At 63.1% G+C, this 20,763-nt stretch carries 16 protein-coding genes and 1 pseudogene; 14 read left to right on the top strand and 3 right to left on the bottom strand.

Annotated elements, in window-relative coordinates:
• The first annotated feature begins 76 nt into the window (after positions 1-76).
• From CRD60_RS00360 to CRD60_RS00325, 8 genes and pseudogenes are all read left to right on the top strand, one after another.
• Positions 77-850 carry an SGNH/GDSL hydrolase family protein gene (locus CRD60_RS00360; RefSeq protein ID WP_113859344.1) on the top strand — a complete coding sequence of 258 codons (774 nt, stop codon included), beginning with the start codon at positions 77-79 and terminating at the stop codon, positions 848-850.
• A gap of 197 nt (positions 851-1,047) precedes the next feature.
• Positions 1,048-1,575 (top strand): HD domain-containing protein, encoded by a 528-nt coding sequence (locus CRD60_RS00355; protein WP_113859343.1) that lies wholly within the window; start codon positions 1,048-1,050, stop codon positions 1,573-1,575.
• Between the two features lie 13 nt (positions 1,576-1,588).
• On the top strand, positions 1,589-2,368 hold the full coding sequence (locus tag CRD60_RS00350) for a putative ABC transporter permease (protein ID WP_113859342.1): 780 nt from the start codon (positions 1,589-1,591) through the stop codon (positions 2,366-2,368).
• Positions 2,369-2,484: 116 nt separating this feature from the next.
• Positions 2,485-3,810 (top strand): tyrosine--tRNA ligase, encoded by a 1,326-nt coding sequence (gene tyrS / locus CRD60_RS00345; RefSeq protein WP_113859628.1) that lies wholly within the window; start codon positions 2,485-2,487, stop codon positions 3,808-3,810.
• A gap of 481 nt (positions 3,811-4,291) precedes the next feature.
• Positions 4,292-6,067, top strand: a pseudogene (locus CRD60_RS08970) (helicase); the annotation flags it as partial.
• 742 nt (positions 6,068-6,809) lie between these two features.
• Positions 6,810-7,850: an HAD-IIA family hydrolase gene (locus CRD60_RS00335; protein WP_113859341.1), complete on the top strand. Its 1,041-nt coding sequence runs from the start codon at positions 6,810-6,812 to the stop codon at positions 7,848-7,850.
• An 88-nt stretch (positions 7,851-7,938) separates the two neighbouring features.
• The gene (locus CRD60_RS00330) at positions 7,939-8,295 is read left to right on the top strand and encodes a hypothetical protein (RefSeq protein WP_113859340.1); all 357 of its coding nucleotides are present in this window, start codon (positions 7,939-7,941) and stop codon (positions 8,293-8,295) included.
• Positions 8,279-9,127 (top strand): TlyA family RNA methyltransferase, encoded by an 849-nt coding sequence (locus CRD60_RS00325; RefSeq protein ID WP_236630743.1) that lies wholly within the window; start codon positions 8,279-8,281, stop codon positions 9,125-9,127. Before CRD60_RS00330 ends, CRD60_RS00325 begins: the two co-directional genes overlap by 17 nt.
• Before the next feature lie 85 nt (positions 9,128-9,212).
• Here the strand turns inward: CRD60_RS00325 and CRD60_RS00320 are convergent, their stop codons facing one another.
• The 3 genes from CRD60_RS00320 to CRD60_RS00310 all read right to left on the bottom strand — a co-directional run bounded on the left by CRD60_RS00320 (position 9,213) and on the right by CRD60_RS00310 (position 12,242).
• The gene (locus tag CRD60_RS00320) at positions 9,213-10,046 is read right to left on the bottom strand and encodes a metal ABC transporter permease (protein ID WP_113859338.1); all 834 of its coding nucleotides are present in this window, start codon (positions 10,044-10,046) and stop codon (positions 9,213-9,215) included.
• The gene (locus CRD60_RS00315) at positions 10,043-10,966 is read right to left on the bottom strand and encodes an ABC transporter ATP-binding protein (protein WP_113859337.1); all 924 of its coding nucleotides are present in this window, start codon (positions 10,964-10,966) and stop codon (positions 10,043-10,045) included. Before CRD60_RS00315 ends, CRD60_RS00320 begins: the two co-directional genes overlap by 4 nt.
• A 202-nt stretch (positions 10,967-11,168) precedes the next feature.
• A complete protein-coding gene (locus CRD60_RS00310; protein WP_161522147.1) occupies positions 11,169-12,242 on the bottom strand; it encodes a metal ABC transporter solute-binding protein, Zn/Mn family in 1,074 nt (357 codons plus the stop codon).
• A 144-nt stretch (positions 12,243-12,386) separates the two neighbouring features.
• Between CRD60_RS00310 and CRD60_RS00305 the strand changes: the two genes are divergently transcribed.
• The 6 genes from CRD60_RS00305 (at position 12,387) to pyk (ending at position 20,608) form a co-directional block, all read left to right on the top strand.
• The gene (locus CRD60_RS00305; protein WP_113859627.1) at positions 12,387-13,325 is read left to right on the top strand and encodes a bifunctional methylenetetrahydrofolate dehydrogenase/methenyltetrahydrofolate cyclohydrolase; all 939 of its coding nucleotides are present in this window, start codon (positions 12,387-12,389) and stop codon (positions 13,323-13,325) included.
• 151 nt (positions 13,326-13,476) lie between these two features.
• A complete protein-coding gene (rpsA, locus tag CRD60_RS00300; protein ID WP_113859335.1) occupies positions 13,477-14,982 on the top strand; it encodes a 30S ribosomal protein S1 in 1,506 nt (501 codons plus the stop codon).
• A 118-nt stretch (positions 14,983-15,100) separates the two neighbouring features.
• Positions 15,101-15,760 (top strand): dephospho-CoA kinase, encoded by a 660-nt coding sequence (coaE, locus tag CRD60_RS00295; protein ID WP_113859334.1) that lies wholly within the window; start codon positions 15,101-15,103, stop codon positions 15,758-15,760.
• Between the two features lie 77 nt (positions 15,761-15,837).
• Complete coding sequence (uvrB, locus tag CRD60_RS00290) at positions 15,838-17,949, top strand: excinuclease ABC subunit UvrB (protein ID WP_113859333.1); 2,112 nt, start codon at positions 15,838-15,840, stop codon at positions 17,947-17,949.
• Positions 17,950-18,006: 57 nt separating this feature from the next.
• Positions 18,007-18,993, top strand: a complete 987-nt coding sequence (locus CRD60_RS00285) for a TerC family protein (protein WP_113859626.1) — start codon at positions 18,007-18,009, stop codon at positions 18,991-18,993.
• Positions 18,994-19,165: 172 nt separating this feature from the next.
• On the top strand, positions 19,166-20,608 hold the full coding sequence (gene pyk / locus CRD60_RS00280) for a pyruvate kinase (protein ID WP_113859332.1): 1,443 nt from the start codon (positions 19,166-19,168) through the stop codon (positions 20,606-20,608).
• The last annotated feature ends 155 nt before the right edge of the window (positions 20,609-20,763 follow it).

The raw sequence follows: 20,763 nt of genomic DNA, 5'->3' as shown, positions 1-20,763 counted from the left end.
CTTTGTAGATTGAATGAAGGGAACAGTCGTAGCCGTGGTCCCTCTGGGAGCACACCGGCCTGAGAAGGGGTGGATTATGCCTGCTGTGTTGGACAAGCCTTTAGCGACCATAGAGGCCCTGTGGGCCAAGCGTCACATACACCTGGCCGCCGAGCCGGAGGGCGACCGTTTCGGCAGTCTCAGGCCGGACCAGGCAGCTGAGGGAGCCAAGACCATGCTGGTCCTGGCCGTGGGTGACTCCATGGTGGCCGGCTGCGGCGTGGACAGGCAGGCCGACGGTTTCGTGCCCGACCTGGCCCTGGGTATCAGCAGGCTGACCAACCGACCCGTTGACTGGCATGCCTACGGCAGACTGGGCGCCACCATGAAACGGGTCCGCTACCGGCTGCTGCCCGAAGCCAGGCAAGCGCTTGAGGCCAGTGGGCCAGCCGAGGCCAAGGAGTCCGCTGACCTACTGATTCTCTGCGCCGGCTCCAACGACATCATGGCCCAGCGGGGCCTGGATGAATGGCGTGGGGACTTGACCGCCTCCATCCAGCAGGCCCTGGACCTGGCCGCCTCGGTCATCGTACTGAGCCCAGGCCAGATGCAGAACGAGCCCAAGCTGGGCCCGGCCCTCAAACGGCTGATTGAACAAGCCATGAACCAACAGGCCGCCGTCAGCAAGGAGGTCTGCGCCCATCTCGGCGTTCCCTATCTGGACCTGACGCACGAATACGTGGGCGCCGATCAACCCGACTTTTACGCCTCCGACCACTTCCACCCCAGCAAGGCAGGCTACCAGCGCATGGCCGACGCCGTCCTGGCCCAGCTCTCCCAAGACCGCTCCTGGCTGGCCCAGGAGCACTAGCCCCGGAATTCTTCATCATCTCAGGCGGCGGGGCGTTCCAGGGGCCGAAGGCCTCACCATCAGGAGGGGTTGCTGGCTGACTATCGGAGTCCTCGGCTATGCTGGTGCATTGACGATAGGAAATCTGTTGGGATTAATACCCAGGCCGGTGTTGTCGCTGTATGGCACGGCGGGCGCAAGTGTTGGGAGAGTGGTCAGTGCTGTCACGGGACGACATACGCGGGCTGGTTCAGCAGTATGGTTCGGATATCATCGAGTCACCCGGCATGTATATTGAGCGCGGTCATCTCCAGCACGGCAGGGTGAGCACCTTCGCCCATTCCCTTCGAGTGGCCTGCCTGGCGGTGTGGCTGGCGGACCGCCTGCATCTGATGGGCCGGGTCGACCTGCCCTCCTTGATACGTGCCGGCTTGCTCCATGACTATTTTCTCTATGACTGGCATGACAGGGACGATGGCAGTCACCGACTCCACGGCCTCACCCATGGTCGCCGGGCCATGCTGCAGGCGGAACGGGACTTTGGCCTCAACCCTATTGAGCGTGACAGCATCCATCACCACATGTTCCCCTTGACACCGGTGCCGCCCAAGTATATGGAGGGGTATCTGGTCAATATGGCCGATAAGATCTCGGCCACCGCTGAGACCCTGTCGCCGCAGCGCTTCGGATGGGGCGGAGCGGGTGTTGCCGAGGGCAACCCTGGCCGCCGCCGTCACCTCTCCTAGAACGGAGCCTGCCATGCTCTTGTGTACTGCCATCTTGTTCCTCTGGTTCATGTTCTACGCATGCCTGGGCTGGGCATACGAGTCCATCATCGTGTCCATCGGCCAGAGGCAGCTGGTCAACCGGGGCTTTCTCAACGGGCCACTTTGCCCCATCTACGGGGTGGGTGCCGTGCTATGCGTGGTCCTGCTTGATCGGGTCCACAACCCTCTGCTGGTCTTTCTGGCCAGTGCCCTGGGGGCCAGCCTGCTCGAATATGTGACCTCCTGGGCCATGGAGCAGATTTTTCATGCCCGCTGGTGGGATTACTCACAGCGACGCTTCAACCTCAACGGTCGCATCTGTCTCTTGGGTGCCACGGTCTTCGGCCTGGCCGGTCTGCTGATCAACGAGGTCCTCCAGCCATTCGCGCGGACCTGGACGGCGTTGCTGCCGGTCCCTGTGCTACTGGGGCTGGCCCTGGTGCTGCTGCTCCTCCTGGTCCTTGATATGACGGTCACCCTGGTGGGCCTGGGCAATCTGGAGGAGACCATCTCCAAGTTGGCCGAACTCTATCAGACCTATGCCCTCAAGGCCGACGAATCCATGCAGACAGGGCGCGAAACCGTCTCGGATACGGTCAAGGCCCTCTCCCAGTTTCCCCAGGATGTCCTGTTGCGGCTCAAGGAGTCCACAGGTAGTGGTTTGAACGCGCAACAGCGACGTATACTACGCTCCTTCCCGCGTTTTCGCCTGCGTGGCAAGAGCTATGACAGCGCTCTCGAGGTGATCAGGAATCTGCTCAAGGGTGACTAGTCGTCTGTCGTCATCTCCTGAGAAACTGAGGGGCAGAGTACCTGCGGGCAGGCAGACGTGGATCTGCGGCTATGCAGGCGGTTGAAACACAAGTACATAGGGAGATGCGTGGTCATATGACTCAGGTCAATGATTTCAAGGAAGCCGGGTTTGATTCCCTCTTCGACGAGCTGACATGGCGGGGGCTGATTTCCAAGTCCACCGACGAGCAGCAGCTGGCCGAGGCCCTGAGTGGAAGCCCCATCACGTATTACTGCGGCTTCGACCCCACCGCCGCCTCCCTGCATATCGGCAACCTGGTCCAACTCATCTCCATGCGGCACCTGCAGGCGGCGGGCCACCACCCGATCGCCCTGGTCGGCGGTGCGACCGGCCTTATTGGTGACCCTCGCCAGAGCGGTGAGCGGACCCTGAATCCGGCCGAGACAGTGGCTGCCTGGGCCGACCGACTGAAAGGCCAGATCGCCGGCATTCTGGAGACCGAGGGCACCAATCCTGTCCGTTTCGTCTCCAACTATGACTGGACCGCCAAGATGTCCGTCATCGACTTCCTGCGTGATGTCGGCAAGAACTTCCGCCTGGGCACCATGCTCTCCAAGGACGTGGTGGCCCGCCGGCTCAACTCCGAGGAGGGCATCTCCTTCACCGAGTTCAGCTACCAGGTCCTCCAGGGCAACGACTTCCTTCACCTCTATGACGAGTACGGCTGCAGCCTGCAGATCGGCGGCTCCGACCAGTGGGGGAACCTGACCTCCGGCCTGGATCTGATCCGCAAGGTTCGTGGCGCCTCTGTCAACGTCTTCACCAGCCCCATCATCACCGACAACCAGGGCAAGAAGTTCGGCAAGTCCGAGGGCAATGCCATGTGGCTGGACCCCGCCATGCTCAGCCCCTACAAGTTCTACCAGTTCTGGTTCAACCAGCCCGACGGCGAGGTCGTCAAGCTCCTGAAGGTCTTCAGCTTCCTGCCCAAGGCCGAGATCGAGCGCCTGGCCGCCGAGGTCGAGACCAACCCCGGCGCCCGCCAGGCCCAAAAGACCCTGGCCTGGGAGGTCACCTCCTTTGTCCATGGTGAGGAGGCTACCCAGCAGGCCATCGACGCGGCGGCGGCCCTCTTCGGGCGTGGCGGCGACCTGGCCTCCATCGGCGCCGATACCCTTGACGCTGCTCTTGACGGCCTCAAGGTCATCGGTGAGAATGGTGAGTGGACCTACGCCAAGGCGCAAAGCGGTACTCGGCTGGTTGAGGCCGCAGCCCGGGCCGGGCTCTTCAAGTCCCTCTCCGAGGCTCGCAAGACCATCAGCTCCGGCGGCGTATGCCTCAATAACCAGCGGGTGGAGGACCTGGAGCAGACCCTGGGTGCCGATGACTTCCTTCAAGGACGCTTCGCGATCATTCGGCGTGGCAAAAAGGCCCTGGGAGTGGTCGAACTAGGCCAGTAAGCCCGCCGGCTCCCGGACCTGCGATCGGTACTGCGGCCTGGACGAACGCGCAGGGCGCAGAGCAGACAGAATAAGCATGCAAAGGTACAGATTTACCTGTGCGGGCCCGTTGTGGCGGACCCCATATGATTCATTGGATCGACGGCGGCCATAGAGGCTGACGGTTGGATGCAATACAAGAGAAAGACAGTAGTAGATGGCAGACGAACAGCAGGGCTCCCGAGGCGGCAAATCTTACGGCTCCCACGGACCTGGGTCTCGCTCGGGCAAGGGTTTCAAGCCCCGATCAGGCGGTGGTAAGTCATACGGTCATGGCGGCGGACATGGATACGGCGGCAAGTCGGGCGCAAGCTTTGGCGGCGGCCGTAGCGGTGGCTACCATAAGGGCGGTTCCTGGCGTGACGGCGAGGGACATGGGTCCTCGCGTGACGGCGGCTCCGCCGAGGGTAGGCGTTCCTCCTACGGTCATGATGGCCATAGCGTGCACGGCGACAACCCCCGTTACCGGCATGACGATCGTCGTGGCGGCTACCAGGGCCGTGCCGACCGTCGTGAAGGCGGCGAGCGTGGCGGTTACCAGGGCCATGGCGGCCCCCGTCGTGACTTCCACAGGGATGGTGAGTCTTCCGGTTACCAGGGGCGTACCGACCGGCATGACGATCGTCGCGGTGGCTACCAGCGCCGTGAGGGTCAGGGCGGCGGTTTCCACCGTGATGGTGAACGTCGAGACTTCCGCAGTGATGACCGTCGTGATGGCGGCCGTGGCGGTTACCAGGGCCATGGCGGTCCCCGTCGTGACTTTCACAAGGACGGAGAGCATGGCGGATACCACAAGGACGGTCAGCGTTCGGGCTACCAGGGGCGTGGCCCCCGCCATGACTTCCATAAGGATGGCGAGCGTTCCGGCTACCAGGGTCGTGGCGACCACAGAGAAGGCGGCTACCAGGGCCGTGATGGTGGGCGTGGTGGCTTCCACCGTGGCGGTGAGCGCCGTGACTTCCACAGGGACGACAGGCGTGATGGTGATCGTCGTTACTTCCGCCGCGATGACCGTCGTGATGGTGAGCGTTCAGGCGGCTACCAGGGCCATGGCGGTCCCCGTCGTGACTTCCATAAGGATGGCGAGTCTTCCGGCTACCAGGGCCGTGGTGGGGAACGTCGTGACTTCCACCGTGATGGAGACCGCGGAGACTTCCGCCGCGATAATCGCCGTGGCGGCGACCGGCGTGACTTCCATAGGGACGACCGTCGTGATGGTGAGCGTTCAGGCGGCTACCAGGGCCATGATGGCTCCCGTCGTGACTACCACAGGGATGGCGAGTCTTCCGGCTACCAGGGCCGTGGTGGGGAACGTCGTGACTTCCACCGTGATGACCGCCGCAGCCAAGGCCGTGAGGACCAGCCGCACGAGCGTCTGCATGAGCCACGTCTCAACTCGGACGGCACCATGTCCTTCCCCTCGCAGAACCCCTACACGGACCGGCGCCCCGGTGAGCCCAAGATGCCCAAGGGCATGGAATGGTCCATGCTCTCCAAGGAGGAGAAGGAACGTCTCCGGGGCCTGTCCAAGGAACATGCCGAGAACACCGGCCTGCATATCCTGGCCGCCTACTACCTGGAGGAGAGCGACCCCGAGGCTGCCCTGGCCCATGCCAAGTGGGTGGCCAAGCAGGCCTCCCGCATCGACTTCAGCCGTGAGACCCTGGCCTTCATGGCCTACCGCCAGGGCGACTACAAGCTGGCCCTGCGTGAGTTCCGCACGGCCCAACGCATGAACGGCTACCAGGACTACATGCCCTTCATCGCCGACTGCGAGCGTGGCCTGGGCAACCCCAAGAAGGCCATAGAGATCGCCAGCTCCGAGGAGTCCAAGTACCTGGACGGTGAATCCAAGGCTGAGATGTTCCTGGTATACGCCGGTGCCTTGGGTGACCTGGGGCTATGGGACAAGGCCATTGAGGTCGTCCATCAGCTGGGAACCTCCAAGGGACTGCCTGGAGCCTACCGGATGCGTGCCCTCCAGGCCGAGCAGAACTTCCTGGACGAGGCTGGTCGTGGCACCGAGGCGGCAGACCTGGACCCCGTGCTGGACAAGCTGGAGGCCAAGTACGCCGAGATTGACGAGGACGATGAGGAAGCAGCCAACATTGTCATTGACTATGACCTGGAGGAGCTTCCCGACGAGTTGATGGAGCGAATCGGCGTCAGCGAGGAGGACGCAGCCTACGCACCCGAGTCTGAAGATGGGCATGATGATACCAGTGGCGCTGCCGATGATGAGGCCGGTGATGCCACGGATTCCCCAGAGCCTGATGAAGCCGCTGGCCCTGGTGAGGGCCTGGGCGAGGACAGGGTCGCCGAGGAATCCGCCATGCAGGTTTCAAATGAGGCTGATCCGCTTGAGTCCAGCGGAGCTACTGTGGCACAGAAGGAGAGTCAGATGAACGAACATGACGATCAGAACGAGGACATCCTGCCCCACACCCCAGATCTGGCTTCCGGCCAGGACCCCAGCGACCTTCTAACCGCCGAGTCCGCCCAGGCCTCGGTCGAGCAGGATGCCGACGGCTATCAGGCCGTTGACACGGTCTCCGATACGACGCAGCCCTTGCCTGCACAGGGCCTGGGAACGACCGCGGTTGCCAGCGCTGAGGACGAGAACGAACTGCCCGCTGCCGAGGTCGAAGGTGGTTTGGACGAGAGCAATGACCCTGCCCAGGTCCAGGAGCGGCTCGATGCCACAGCTGCGGCTGATGGCGAGGAATCCTCGATTGCCTAGCGTCCCGGCAGTGCCTGCTGCCTGGCCTAGGGCAGTGGCGTACAGCCACCATTGAGGATGAAGTTTGGGAGTGGGGCCCGGTCTGTGGTGACGACCACCAGGCAGGGCCCCACTGGCTTTTGGCGCAGGTGGGGAGTTTGGGGTCGGGGTTCCCTATGATGCACAGGGAGCACCCTTACAACTGGAGCCAAGTGAACACCGAACAGACGGAGGAAGAGGCATGACGACTGGTCTCAAAGGCAGCAGTGAAGCCATCAGCAAGGCCTACGGCCTGGCCCTGCTGGATCTGGACGGCGTGGTCTACCGGGGCAAGAACCCGGTGGACCACGCGGCGGCCAGCATCATCGAAGCCCAGCGGGCCGGCATGTTGGTGGAGTACACCACCAACAACTCCTCCCGCTTCCAACAGCAGGTGGCCGACCAGCTCAAGGGCTTCGGTCTGGACGTTGAGGCCTGGCAGGTCATCACCTCCTCCGTGGTGGCCGCCCGCATGGTGGCCCACAGGCTGCCTGCGGGGAGCAAGGTTCTAGTCCTGGGGGCCGACCACCTGCGCCAGGAGGTAAGCGGACAGGGATTCCAAGTCGTTGACATGGCCGACAGCAAGCCGGACGCGGTGATCCAGGGCTGGTACCCCGGCATGAGCTGGCAGGAGCTGGCCCAGGTCTCCTATGCCGTGGAGGCCGGGGCGGTCTATCTGGTGACCAACCAGGACCTGACCATCCCCCGGGAGCTGGGCATCGCTCCTGGCTGCGGGTCCATGATCCAGGCCGTGGTCAACGCCACCGGCCAGGAACCGGTCGCCTCAGCGGGCAAACCAGAGTCCGCCATGTACGATGAGGCCCGGCTGCTGGCCGCCGAGGGAGGCGACGAGCCGGTTGCCAAGAGCCGCTGCCTGGCCGTCGGTGACCGGCTGGACACCGACATCGAGGCCGGCAACCGGGGCGGCTACGACTCCCTCGTGGTCCTGACCGGCGTATGCGATTCCCGGCAGCTCATGGAGGCCAGCCCCAAGCAACGCCCCAGCTACATCGTCAAGGACCTCCGTGGTCTCAACGAGTCCCAGCCCCAAGCCCAAGCAGGCAGTGACCCTCAGCTGGAATGGACTGCTGCTGGAGCCTGGGCCCGGCTGGAGGGTGACCGGGTGACCGTCAGCGATGCCAGCGACATCAACGCCTTGCGGGCAGCCGTCAGCCTGACCTGGAGCCTGCGGGACTCCGGGCATGGCTTGGAGGGCTTGGTCCTGCCGGACTTTGCCCTGTAGTGCTGGGCGCAGGATGGTCGGGGATAGTCAAGAGAGTGAACTACAGGTTCAGTCCAAGGAATAGGCTGAGAGAAGAGCTAGGGGAAGCATGAGCGAGACAGCAGCGACACCGGCGGCCATGGGCGCGGGCAAGGGGGCCGGTCAGGCAGGCTTGGCGGATGCCGCCAGGTACCGGACCGACACCGATGGGCTGGGCGGCACAAGCGCCCTGGGGCAAACAGGCAGCCAGCCGCAGCATGCCTCCCCTGTGGACGACTCCCAGCAGAAGGCCCCCGAGATGACTTCGGACGCTGACCCTCATGAGGGCCCCGCAGCCCAGGCCGAGCTCCTGGGGCGTTTCCCCCTTCTGGCACAGCTGAAGGGCAAGGAGGTGGTCGAGCAGGTCCCCATATTCCAATCGGTGCTTGATGACCTGCAAAAGCGGTTGAATGAAAGTCGCCAATAGTCTTATGGCCGCTACAAGCACGATTCCAAGCTTGGCCAACCAGCGCCAGGGTAGTCAAGCGCAGTCCGTCAGACAGCTCGCTGGTGGCAGTGGCCTGAGGAGGCTTGACTTGGAACTGGTCTCCCGTGGCCTTGCCGGCAGTAGGGCCAAGGCCCAGAAACTCATTACGGCCGGTAGGGTCAGCGTGAATGGTCGACCCGTGGTCAAACCCTCAGCCAAGTCGGGAAGCCAGGATTCCATCAGTCTTGAGGAGAGCAAGACCTACGTCTCCCGTGGCGCCTACAAACTCCTGGGGGCCTTCGAGGCCTTCTGCCCTCTGGGCTTGCCCAGTCCCAAAGGTCTGGACTGTTTGGATATCGGCGCTTCGACCGGCGGCTTCAGCCAAGTCCTGCTGGAGGCCGGCGCGGGCCGGGTCCTGGCACTGGACGTGGGCCATGGGCAGCTGGACCCGCTGGTGGCCCGGCATCCGGCGACCATAGAGATGAGCGGGGTCAACATCAGGGATATCGGTCCGCAGGACCTGCCCTTCCGGCCGGCTTTCATCGTCTCCGATGTCTCCTTCATCTCCCTGACCTATGTGATTCCCGTCATCGCCCGTATCGCGGCGGTCCGGGCCCAGATTGTGCTGCTGGTCAAGCCCCAGTTCGAGGTGGGCAAGGACCGCTTGGGCCGGCATGGCATCGTGAGCGATCCACAGCTGCGCCTTGAAGCCCTGGAGCAAGTCAAGTCCTGCGCCCGGGCACAGGGTATGGAGGTTAAAGGGCAGGTGCCTTCTCCCATAGCAGGGACCCACGGCAACGAGGAATACCTGCTCTATCTGCAGACCGCCTGAGCAAGGGCGGGGCCCTGGCCGTCAGGATGGACTGATAGCCAGGGGCCCAGTGCGCCTCAGCCATGCACTATGGCACTGCCGGAGCCTACTTGCGCAGGGCCTCGATGGCCTTGGACAGGGCCCAGAAGAGGGTCGAGATGGTCACGATGATGAAGCTCGGGGGAGCCGGGAACATGGCTGAGAGGACCAATCCTCCCCATACCGCCAGCAGGCAGAACAGGCTGGCCAAGACCATGGCCTTGAGGGGGGAGGCAGTCATGACATTGGCCGTGGCGGCCGGGGTGATGACCAGGGCGAAGATGAGCAGGGTGCCGACCGCGGGTACGGCGATGGTGATGACACCGGCCATGATGGCCATGAAGGCCAGGTTCATGAAGCCGATGGGCACGCCCTTGGCCTGGGCGACCTGCTCGTCCAGGGAACTGAAGAGCAGGGGGCGGTAGATCACCATGAGGACCAGGATCAGCAGGACATCAAAGACAGCGAAACCGATGACCTGGCCCCGGGTGATGGTCAGGATGGAGCCGAAGAGTATGGATTGCATCTGCTGTGAAGCCGAGGAGGAAAGCCGGGCGAAGAAGAGCCCCAAGCCGGTGGCGAAGGCCAGGACGGTGCCCGTGGCTATCTCCCGCTGCGAGGCCTTCTTGCCAAGGGCGCCGATCACCAAAGCCCCTCCCAGGGCGAAGACCCCCAGGCCCAGGGATACCGGCAAGCCCAGCAGCACTGCGCCGGTTGCACCAGGCAGGCCAATGTGGGCCAGGGCGTGGGCGGCGAAGGTGGAATGACGGGCGATGGTGAAGTAGCCCATGACCCCTGCAGCCAGGGCTATGCACAGGCCGGCGAGGAAGGCGTTGGCCATGAAGGGTGCCGATAGGGTCCGCATCCAGTCCGGATCGTAGAAGAAGTTGACGGTGCTCATGCCTGGCCTCCCTTGTTGGTGCCGGTCCGCTGCCCAAGCTCTGGGTCGGTTTGGTCCTGCCTGTGCTGGTGGTGATGGAGTTCGGCCAGGTAGGTCGGATCATGCCTGTCGATCTGCGCTCCCTGGGTTTCATCGGTACTGGGGGTGACGAACATGTCGCCCTGGGGTGTGGTCACCACTTGGACGCTGGTGCCGTACAGATGGGTGAGGAGTCCGGCGTCCAGCACCTCGTTCATGGCCGCGTAGTGGGGGTGGCCGTCCAGGAGGTAGACGGCGCCGGAGAGGATGGGCAGGAGCATGTTCAGATCATGGGCTACGACCTGCACGGTCATGCCCAACTCCCGTTTGAGCCGGGCCAGCACATGGACGGTATCGCGCTGGTTGGCCAGGTCCAGGTTGGCCAGGGGCTCGTCCAACATGAGCAGCTTGGGATCGCAGACCAGGGCCTGGGCTATGGCGACCCGTTGGCGCAGGCCGCCGGAGAGCTCGGAGAGCCGGTAGTGGGCCTTGTCGGTCAGGTTCATGAACTCCATGGCCTGGCGGGTCCGGGCCCGCTCCTTCTGGGAGATGGGATGGAAGCCGAACCTGCTGCCGGTCAGGCCCAGGAGGATCGACTCTTCCGCGGTGAGGTTTGAGTCGATGTCGGAGGTGTAGCTCTGGGGGACGTAGCCGATGTCGGCATTGCTCTGCCCCGCCGGTCGGCCCAGCACCTCGATTGACCCCTCCTCCAGGGGTTGCAGCCCCAGTTCGGTCATCATCATGGTGGTTTTGCCGGCTCCATTGGTGCCGACTATGGCCGTCACCGAGCCTTGGGGGATGCTGAATGAGCCATGGCGCCAGATGATGGTGCTCCCGCGCTTGACGCAGGCGTCACGGAAGACGATGGCTGCTTGCGGTTCCCCGCCCTTGTTGACTGCCATTGCTGCTGCCTCATTTCCACAAGCTGTGGTCTCTTGCTGGACCCCGACGGGTCCTGTTTCCAGTATGGGCGTTAGTATTGACAATGATTCTCAATAATATGGCGAAGGGCACAGCAGGGGAGTCGTCAGGCCTGACTGGGCTGGTGGGCAAGCCGATCCGGCAGCCTCCCGGAGCTCTCTGGCTTATGGCCGACCTCGGGGTTCATCGCCCCGGATCCTGCTGTCCCTGGTTGGACCCATCGGTCGGATTCGGCCCCGGTTGCCCTGAGGGTGCCAGCGGGTCCTGCTGGCCTTGGTTTGATGGGGCCAGCGGGTCCTGCTGGCCCTGGTTGGAGGGGCCGCCGTTGGTTTGGGGCTCCTGCTTGGCCGCGTCCTGAATGCTCTTCATCAGCGTGCTGATCCACTGATTCAGGCTGTTGATACCGCCGGGCATCTGCTCGCTTACGGAGACCAGGGCAATCCCATGCCGTCCGGCCTTGCCGCTGATGACATTGGCCGCATCGCCGGTCTCCTGGCTGTTGACGACCAGCAGTTCCAACTCCTGGCTGTCCATGAGCATCTGGAAGTCCCCCAGGGCCTCACTGGTCACCGGCTGCCCGGCCTTGACCAGCTGGGAGTATGACTGGGGGGTCTTGTCGGTGAAACCCAGTTCCTGCATCAGATAGTCCGCCACGGATTCCGTCGCCGCATAGGTCCGTCCCTGCTGCTGGGAGGCGAAGGTCCGCATGGAGTCTTCCAGGGCCTTCTCCTTGGTATTCCAAGACTTCAGAGCCCCGGCGAAGTCGTCCTTCCAGTCCGGGCGGATCCGGGAGAAGCTGGAGGCCAGTGTGTCGGCCATGGCTGTGCGGGCCTGGGCGGAGAACCAGAGGTGGGGGTCCCCGCCCTGGTTGGCCTGGGCCAGTTCGTCGGCCCTGATGGTCAGAGCACCCTTGGCCAGGCCCTGGCCGGCCCAGTCGTCATAGCCACTCCCGTTGATGACGACGACTTCGGCCTTGGAGAGACTGGTTTGATCGGCCTGGCTGGGCTGGTACCCATGCGCCGAGGTCGTGGGCGAATCCATAATCGACGTGACGGATACGTGCTTGCCGCCTATCTGCTGGGCCAAGGAACCCCAGCTGTTGGTCGAGGCGACCACGCTGATGGGGCCGGAAGGCTGCTGCTGTGAACTCTTGGGGCCATCTGTGGGCTGGGTCTTGTCGACGGCGGCGCAGGCGCCACAGGAGAGCAGGAGGACCAGGGCGGCCCCCGCCGCCAGATGTCGTGTCAATCGTCTCATGCTGTACTCCTTGCTCGCTCGCTTCCGCCCCTGCCGTTCCAAGGGCAGAATGTGGACTCCCCATGCCGTTGGGTTCACCATAGGCTAGCCTACAAGGCAAAGCCCATGGACGCTGGGGCTGGGGAGAAGGGTCACAAAAGCATCATGACTATCAAGCTCGATGGCAAGGCGGTCGCCGCCGCAGTCAAGGCGGACCTGGCCAAGCGTGTCGCCGACCTTACGGCCCGGGGCGGGCAACCCGGTCTGGGAACGATTCTGGTGGGCGATGACCCTGGATCGGTCAAGTACGTGGCCGGCAAGCATGCCGACTGCGCCGAGGTGGGCATTCACTCCGTCCAACTGCGGCTGCCGGCCGATGCCAGCCAGGAGCAGGTCCTCCAGGCGGTCAACCAGCTCAACGAGGACCCAGACTGCACCGGATTTATCGTCCAACTTCCCCTGCCGGCCGGCATCGACCAGCAAGCCGTCATCGAGGCCGTCGACCCGGCCAAGGACGCGGACGGCATGCACCCCTACAATCTGGGTCAATTGGTCCTGGACACCAGTGGGAAGAACCTGGCTGCGGCACAAGCTGGGCCTGGTGCCGCAGCCGCTGCCGCATCCTTCCCCCTACCCTGTACCCCCCAGGGCATCCTGGCCCTCCTGGAGGCCTACCAAATAGACCTGCAGAGCAAGGAGATCTGCCTGCTGGGACGGGGGATCACCGTGGGCCGGTCCATCGGGCTCCTGCTGACCTCCAGGGCGGTGAACGCCACCGTGACCCTGTGCCATACGGGCACGGTTGACGTGCGCAGGCACATGCGTCAGGCCGATGTCATCATCGCAGCCATGGGCCAGGCCGGGTTCGTGCGCCCTGAGGATGTCAGGGAAGGCGCCGTGCTGGTAGACGTCGGTGTCAGCCGGGTTTTCGACCAGGAGGCCCAGCGCTGGCGGGTCGTAGGGGACGTCGACAAGGCCGCCCATCAGAAGGCCGGAGCCTATACACCCAACCCCGGGGGAGTGGGACCCATGACCCGGGCCATGCTTCTGAGCAATGTCGTGGCGATGGCCGAGCGGGCGGCTACCGCGGCGGAAGGCCACTGAGGGGGGAGTGGCATACGACACGCCGGGGGAGACCAGTCATTTTGGGCATGGTCTCCGGTATTCTATGTAACCGTATGTGCCGGCTTTGTGGGCACACCATAACTGAATATTGGTATTATCCACCTACACACAATAAGAAACCACTTAATTAATGGCAGAGAACAACACAGCAGTCAGCAAGGTCGCGATCAACGACATCGGCAGCGAAGAGGACTTCCTGAAGGCAGTCGATTCGACCATCAAGAATTTCGATGATGGTGATTTGGTCGAGGGCACCGTCGTCAAGGTCGATCACGATGAGGTCTTGCTGGACATTGGCTATAAGACCGAAGGTGTCATTCCTTCCCGCGAACTTTCCATCAAGAAGGATGTCCATCCTGACGAGGTCGTCGAGGTCGGCGATCAGGTTGAGGCCCTTGTCGTCACCAAGGAGGACAAGGAAGGCCGTCTGATTCTCTCTAAGAAGCGCGCACAGTACGAGCGTGCCTGGGGAGACATCGAGAAGATCAAGGATGCCGATGGCATCGTCGAGGGCACCGTCATCGAGGCCGTCAAGGGTGGACTCATCGTCGACATCGGTCTGCGTGGCTTCCTGCCTGCCTCCCTGGTCGAGATGCGTCGCGTGCGCGACCTTTCTCCCTACATTGGCCAGACCATCAAGGCCAAGGTCCTGGAGCTGGATAAGAACCGCAACAACGTGGTCCTCTCCCGCCGCCAGTACCTCGAGGAGACCCAGTCAGAGGTCCGTGAGACCTTCCTGGCCCAGCTCAAGAAGGGTCAGATCCGTGAGGGCACCGTCTCCTCCATCGTCAACTTCGGCGCCTTCGTCGACCTGGGTGGTGTTGACGGCCTGATTCACGTCTCAGAGCTGTCCTGGAAGCACATCGACCACCCCTCCGAGGTCGTCAAGGTCGGTCAGAAGGTCACCGTCGAGGTCCTTGACGTCGATCTGGACCGTGAGCGCATCTCCCTGTCCCTGAAGGCCACCCAGGAGGATCCCTGGCAGCGCTTCGCCCGCACCCACGTGCCGGGGCAGATCGTCAAGGGCAAGATCACCAAGATCGTGCAGTTCGGTGTCTTCGTGTCCGTCGAGGACGGCATCGAGGGCCTGGTCCACATCTCCGAGCTGGCCAACCGTCACGTCGACAACCCCGAGACCGTCGTCAAGTCCGGCGAAGAGGTCTTCGTCAAGGTCATCGACGTCGATCTGGACCGCCGCCGCATCTCCCTGTCCCTCAAGCAGGCCAATGACTCCGTCGATCCCTCCTCCGAGGACTTCGATCCGGCGCTTTACGGCATGCCCGCTGAGTACGACGAGGAAGGCAACTACAAGTACCCCGAGGGCTTCGACCCCGAGACCAACGAGTGGATTGCCGGCTACGAGCAGCAGCGCGAGGAGTGGGAGGAGCAGTACGCCAAGGCCCACGAGCTCTGGGAGGAGCACAAGGCCTTCGTCGCCAAGGAGAACGAGAACGCCGCGGCTTCCGCTGCGGAGGACCGTCGCGAGTCCGCCGAGGCAAGCACCGAGTCCGCTTCCCGGTCCGAGGGTGCTGGTGACTCCACCAACTACAGCTCCCAGGCCGCTTCCGAGGGCACCCTGGCCGATTCCGACCAGCTGGCAGCCCTACGTGAGCAGCTCTTGAAGGAGAAGAACTGAGTCCCTGTCGACCATGGTCGACATCTGACTGAGTGTGCCTAAAGCACATGCCGGAAACCCCGACCTTTGTGGTCGGGGTTTTCCCGTCTTCGGGGCTGGTTGGACGTAGCATGGACTGGTGATCGAACGAATAGGGCTGACCGGCGGCATAGCGGCGGGCAAGAGCACCGTCGCGGCCCATCTGGTCGGACTGGGAGCGAAGCTGGTCGACTACGATGTCCTGGCCCGCAAGGTGGTGGAACCCGGAAGCGAGGGGCTGCGCGAGATCGTGCGCAGCTTCGGCCCCCAGTGCCTGGATGCCCAGGGAAGCCTGGACCGGTCCTGGCTGGCGGACCATGTGTTTGGCTCCCTTGCGATGCCGGGGGCCAGGGAACGTCTGGACGCCATCGAACATCCAAGGATATACGCCCTGGCACAAGCCATGGAGGCCCAGTATCTGGCCTCTGCCGCCGCAGCCGGAGCGCAGCCGGGGCCAGCCGAAGGCCGGCAAAGGCTGGTGCTGGTCCATGATGTTCCGCTCCTGGCGGAAGTGGTCGACGACCTGCCCTTCTCCTTCGACCATATCCTCACGGTTGAGGCTCCAGAGGACCTGCGGGTCCAGCGGATGGTCGAGGACCGGGGGATGACCAGGGAGCAGGCCCTGTCCCGGATCTCCAGTCAGCCCGCTGATATGAAGCGACTTGCCCTGGCCGACCTGACCCTGGATTCCACCCAAAAAATAGAACAGATGTTCGAATGTCTTGATAGCATGTATGCCAGCTGGCAAAACGGGGAATAAAGGACGGGCCGGTGGACTTGTAGCTGTGGTTGAGCATCGCAGCAAGTTGGAGAGGACAGAGGGAGCAGAGAAGAGTCATGGGTTACAACATCGAACGAACAGACAAGCCCTTCGTGGTCAAGTCCCCCTACAAGCCTTCGGGCGACCAGCCCCAGGCCATCGACGAGTTGGCCTCCCGCATCGAGAACGGTGAGAACGACGTGGTCCTTATGGGCGCGACGGGCACTGGCAAGACGGCCACCACCGCCTGGATGATCGAGAAGCTCCAGCGGCCCACCTTGATCATTGAACCCAACAAGACCCTGGCCGCCCAGCTGTGTGCCGAGTTCCGCGAGCTCATGCCGGACAACGCCGTCTCCTACTTCGTCTCCTACTATGACTACTACCAGCCAGAGGCCTACATTCCCCAGACGGACACCTTCATCGAGAAGGACTCCAACATCAATGATGACGTGGAGCGCCTGCGCCATGCCGCCACTGCCAACCTGCTGACCCGCCGGGACTGCGTCGTGGTGGCTACGGTCTCCTGCATCTACGGTCTGGGCACCCCCGAGGAGTACGCGGGCCGGATGCTCCTGCTCAAGGAGGGCCAGGAGATAGGCCGCGACGAGCTCCTGCGCACTTTCGTGCAGATGCAGTACAAGCGCAACGATCTGGCCTTCACCAGGGGCACCTTCCGGGTGAGGGGGGATACGGTCGAGATCATTCCCGTCTATGAGGAACTGGCCGTCCGCATCGAGTTCTTCGGCGACCAGATCGACCGCATATCCACCCTCCACCCCCTTACCGGTGACGTCATCGACCATGAATCCCAGGTCCATATCTTCCCGGCCTCCCACTATATTGCCGGACCGGAGCGGACCGAACGGGCCATCGCTTCCATCAAGGCCGAACTGGACGAGCGCTTGGCCGAACTGCGCAAGCAAGGCAAGGAGCTGGAGGCCCAGCGGCTCAACATGAGGACCACCTACGACCTGGAGATGATCACCCAGGTGGGCACCTGCTCAGGCATTGAGAACTACTCTCGGCACTTTGATGGCCGTGCGCCCGGCACCGCCCCCCACACCCTGCTCGACTTCTTCCCGGATGACTTCCTTCTGGTCATTGATGAGTCCCACGTCACGGTGCCCCAGATCGGCGCCATGTATGAGGGGGATGCCAGCCGTAAGCGCACTCTGGTGGACTATGGCTTCCGCCTGCCTTCGGCCATGGACAACCGGCCCCTGAAATGGCCGGAGTTCCTGGACAAGGTGGGGCAGACCGTCTACCTGTCGGCGACACCGGGCGATTACGAGATGGATCTGTCCGATGGTGTTGTCGAGCAGATCATCCGCCCGACCGGTCTGGTCGACCCCAAGATCGAGGTGCGACCGGTCGAGGGCCAGGTCGACGACCTCCTGGCGGAGATCAAGGACAGGGTGGCCAAGCATGAGCGCGCCCTGGTGACCACCCTGACCAAGAAGATGGCCGAGGACCTCACCGACTACCTCCTGGAACGGGGCATCAAGGTCGAATACCTGCATTCCGATGTGGACACCCTGCGACGGGTCGAGCTCCTGCGTGAGCTGCGGGAGGGCAGGATCGACGTGATCGTCGGCATCAACCTCCTGCGTGAGGGCCTGGACCTGCCTGAGGTCTCCCTGGTGGCCATCCTGGACGCCGACAAGGAGGGCTTCCTGCGCTCCTACCGGTCCCTGATCCAGACCATCGGTCGTGCGGCCCGCAACATCTCGGGCACCGTGCTCATGTATGCCGACCATGTCACGGAGGCCATGCACAAGGCCATCTCCGAGACCAACCGCCGCCGGGACAAGCAGATAGCCTACAACGCCGAGCATGGGGTGGACCCCCAGCCCCTCATCAAGAAGATCTCCGATGTCAACGACATGCTGGCCAAGGAGGACGTGGATACCCAGACCCTCCTGGAGGGCGGCTACCGGAACGCCGGAAAGGTGGGCAACTCTCACCTGGGCCTGCCCTCCTTCAACCCGGAGGAATCGCAGAAGCGCCACGAGGAGGTCCTCAAGGCCGGCCTGCCGGCCCAGGACCTGGCGGACCTCATCCGGCAGCTCAGCGACCAGATGCACACCGCCGCCGAGCAGCTCCAATTCGAGCTGGCGGCCCGCCTGCGTGACGAGATCCGGGATCTGAAGAAGGAGCTGCGGCAGATCACCGAAGCCAAGAAATAGGGGGTCTCCAGGGGAGATGAGGGTGGCTGGTCACAGGCCTTCCCTATAGTGATGGCTATGGCTGAAACCCCCACTGCATTTATGGTCATCACCCTTGTTGTGCTCCTTGCTTTCTTCGTTTTGGACCTCTACAGCAACGCCAAGACCCCCCATGTTCCTTCCACCAAGGAATGCCTGGAGCGCATCATCTTCTTCGTCGCCATGGCCCTGGTATTCGGCGCTCTGGTCTGGTTTTTCGCCGGTTCCCAGCCCGCCATCGAGTTCTATTCCGGCTGGTTGACCGAATACTCCCTGTCCATCGACAACCTCTTCGTGTTCGTCATCATCATGAGCAACTTCGCCGTCCCTAGGGAACTGCAGAAGTACGTCCTCAGCATCGGCATCACCATAGCCCTGGTCCTGCGCGGCATCTTCATCCTGATCGGTTCGGCCATCATCGAGCGTTTCACCTGGGTCTTCTTCATCTTCGGCCTCTTCCTGATCATCACGGCCATCAAGTTGCTAAGGCCGCAGAGCGGGGACGAGCAATACCACGAGAACGGCTTCATACACCTGCTGCGTAAATTCCTCAGGATCACCGAGGACTATGACGGGGAGAGCCTGCGGACCAGCAAGGATGGGGTGCGCTACTGGACACCCATGCTGGTCGTTTTCCTGACCCTGGGCACCACGGACCTCATGTTCGCCTTCGATTCGATACCGGCCATCTTCGGCCTGACCAAGGACCCCTTCATCGTCTTCACGGCCAACGTCTTCGCCCTCCTGGGTCTTCAGCAGCTCTACTTCCTTCTGGGCTCCCTCCTGGACAAGCTGGCCTATCTCTCCTATGGCCTGGCCATAGTGTTGGCCTTCATAGGCGTCAAGCTCATCATGGAGGCCCTCCACACCAACAGCCTGCCCTTCATCAACGGCGGAAGTCCCCTCGCGCAAGTGCCTGAGATACCCACCTGGGTCTCCCTGGCTGTCATTGTGGTGGCGATCGGAGGCTCGGCCCTGGTCTCTGTCATGCTGGCAAGACGGCAGGGGCAGGAAACCCAGGCCTAGTCACTCCAATCCCGCTTGCCTCTTGGGTTAAGCGGGTTCCAGAAGGGTATGTGAGCGCTAACAACACGCGCCCGATTTTCGGGCCTTCCGTCAAGCTGCCCTAGTAGACTGTCTGTTGGTAAGAGGGTCTGTACTGATCCCCAACAACTAGTGAAGAATGAGGCTATAAGATATGCGCAAAGCCAAGATTGTAGATACCATCGGGCCGGCAACCGAGTCCCTGGAGAACCTGACCAAGCTGGTCGAGGCCGGCATGGATGTGGCCCGCCTGAACCGTTCCCATGGCACCCCTGAGGACCATCTCAAGGTCTACAACAACGTGCGCCAGGCCTCCAAGGCCACTGGCCGCAATGTCGCCGTCCTGGTCGACCTGCAAGGCCCCAAGATCCGCTGCGGCTGGTTCAAGAAGAACGCCGAGGGCGAGGACAAGGTTCAGCTGACCGAGGGCCAGGAGTTCATCATCACCACCGACGATGTCGAGGGCGACGAGCGCATCACCTCCACCACCTTCAAGGGCCTGCCCGGCGATTGCCACCCCGGCGACCCCATCCTGATCGACGACGGCAAGGTCCGCCTGGAGGTCACCAAGGTTGAGGGCAACAACGTCCATACCAAGGTCATCGTGGCCGGTCCGGTCTCCTCCCACAAGGGCATCAACCTGCCCGGCGTGGCCGTGAGCCTGCCCGCCCTGACTGAGAAGGATGAGTCCGACCTGCGTTGGGGCATCCAGACCGGCGCCGACATCATCGCCATGTCCTTCGTGCGTTTCGCCACCGATATCGACCGCGCCCACGAGATTATGGACGAGGAGGGCCGCCGCATCCCGGTCGTCGCCAAGATCGAGAAGCCCCAGGCTGTCGAGAACCTCGAGGAGATCGTCAAGACCTTCGACGGCATCATGGTCGCCCGTGGTGATATGGCTGTGGAGATGCCCTTTGAAGAGGTCCCCCTGGTCACCAAGCGCTGCATCGAGCTGGCCCGTCAGTACGCCAAGCCCGTCATCGTGGCCACCGAGGTCCTGGGTTCCATGGTCCACTCCCCGGTTCCCTCCCGTGCAGAGGCCTCCGACTGCGCCAACGCCGTTCTTGACGGTGCCGACGCCACCATGACCTCCAACGAGACCGCCGTGGGCGACTACCCGGCAGTGACCGTGGACACCATGGCACGTATCTCCGGCTACGCCACCGAGCATGGCTTCAGCCGCATCCCCGAGCTCGAGGACCTGGACATGTCATCCACCGGCGCGGTCTCTTCGGCCGCCGTGGACCTGGCCGACAAGGTCAACGCCAAGGCCATCATTGCATACACCCAGACCGGCGGCACCGTCCACCGCGTCTCCCGTGAGCGTCCCTCCGCCCCCGTCTACGGCTTCACCACCAACGAGCACACCTATCACTGGCTGGCTCTGAGCTGGGGCACCGAGGCCTTCCTGGTCTCCAACGACTACCACGACATGAACCGCCACGATCTGATGGTCTTCACCGACAAGACCCTCAGGGACGCCGGCAAGGTCTCCAACGGCGACAAGATCGTCATCCTGAGCTCCGCCCAGGGAGACCACCAGCCCGGCCGCACCGACTCCATCTACGTTCACACCGTGGGTGCCTGCGACTGAACCACAGGAGCATGACCCTCTGATTCAGCTCAAGGCGGACCAGGTGGATCAGCAGGGAGGGCAGCTTGCCGAGCATTGGCATCCTGCCCTCCTCCTGTTCAGGTGTGTCCGATACCTGCCCGGGGGGGGGGGGGGAGGACCTGTGGAGGCCTGCG

This window comes from Bifidobacterium aemilianum, from assembly GCF_003315635.1.
In the GTDB taxonomy this organism is placed as follows: Bacteria; Actinomycetota; Actinomycetes; order Actinomycetales; family Bifidobacteriaceae; genus Bifidobacterium; species Bifidobacterium aemilianum.
This window is presented reverse-complemented; position numbering and strand designations above follow the sequence as displayed.

What these genes read in the sequence shown, in the direction of transcription:
- CRD60_RS00320 (WP_113859338.1), bottom strand. Translation starts at nt 10,046, where the DNA reads ATGAGCACCGTCAACTTCTTCTACGATCCGGACTGGATGCGGACCCTA.
- CRD60_RS00285 (WP_113859626.1), top strand. Translation starts at nt 18,007, where the DNA reads ATGGCTGAAACCCCCACTGCATTTATGGTCATCACCCTTGTTGTGCTC.
- CRD60_RS00360 (WP_113859344.1), top strand. Translation starts at nt 77, where the DNA reads ATGCCTGCTGTGTTGGACAAGCCTTTAGCGACCATAGAGGCCCTGTGG.
- CRD60_RS00335 (WP_113859341.1), top strand. Translation starts at nt 6,810, where the DNA reads ATGACGACTGGTCTCAAAGGCAGCAGTGAAGCCATCAGCAAGGCCTAC.
- CRD60_RS00325 (WP_236630743.1), top strand. Translation starts at nt 8,279, where the DNA reads ATGAAAGTCGCCAATAGTCTTATGGCCGCTACAAGCACGATTCCAAGC.
- rpsA (WP_113859335.1), top strand. Translation starts at nt 13,477, where the DNA reads ATGGCAGAGAACAACACAGCAGTCAGCAAGGTCGCGATCAACGACATC.
- CRD60_RS00350 (WP_113859342.1), top strand. Translation starts at nt 1,589, where the DNA reads ATGCTCTTGTGTACTGCCATCTTGTTCCTCTGGTTCATGTTCTACGCA.
- CRD60_RS00310 (WP_161522147.1), bottom strand. Translation starts at nt 12,242, where the DNA reads ATGAGACGATTGACACGACATCTGGCGGCGGGGGCCGCCCTGGTCCTC.
- CRD60_RS00315 (WP_113859337.1), bottom strand. Translation starts at nt 10,966, where the DNA reads ATGGCAGTCAACAAGGGCGGGGAACCGCAAGCAGCCATCGTCTTCCGT.
- CRD60_RS00330 (WP_113859340.1), top strand. Translation starts at nt 7,939, where the DNA reads ATGAGCGAGACAGCAGCGACACCGGCGGCCATGGGCGCGGGCAAGGGG.
- uvrB (WP_113859333.1), top strand. Translation starts at nt 15,838, where the DNA reads ATGGGTTACAACATCGAACGAACAGACAAGCCCTTCGTGGTCAAGTCC.
- tyrS (WP_113859628.1), top strand. Translation starts at nt 2,485, where the DNA reads ATGACTCAGGTCAATGATTTCAAGGAAGCCGGGTTTGATTCCCTCTTC.
- CRD60_RS00305 (WP_113859627.1), top strand. Translation starts at nt 12,387, where the DNA reads ATGACTATCAAGCTCGATGGCAAGGCGGTCGCCGCCGCAGTCAAGGCG.
- pyk (WP_113859332.1), top strand. Translation starts at nt 19,166, where the DNA reads ATGCGCAAAGCCAAGATTGTAGATACCATCGGGCCGGCAACCGAGTCC.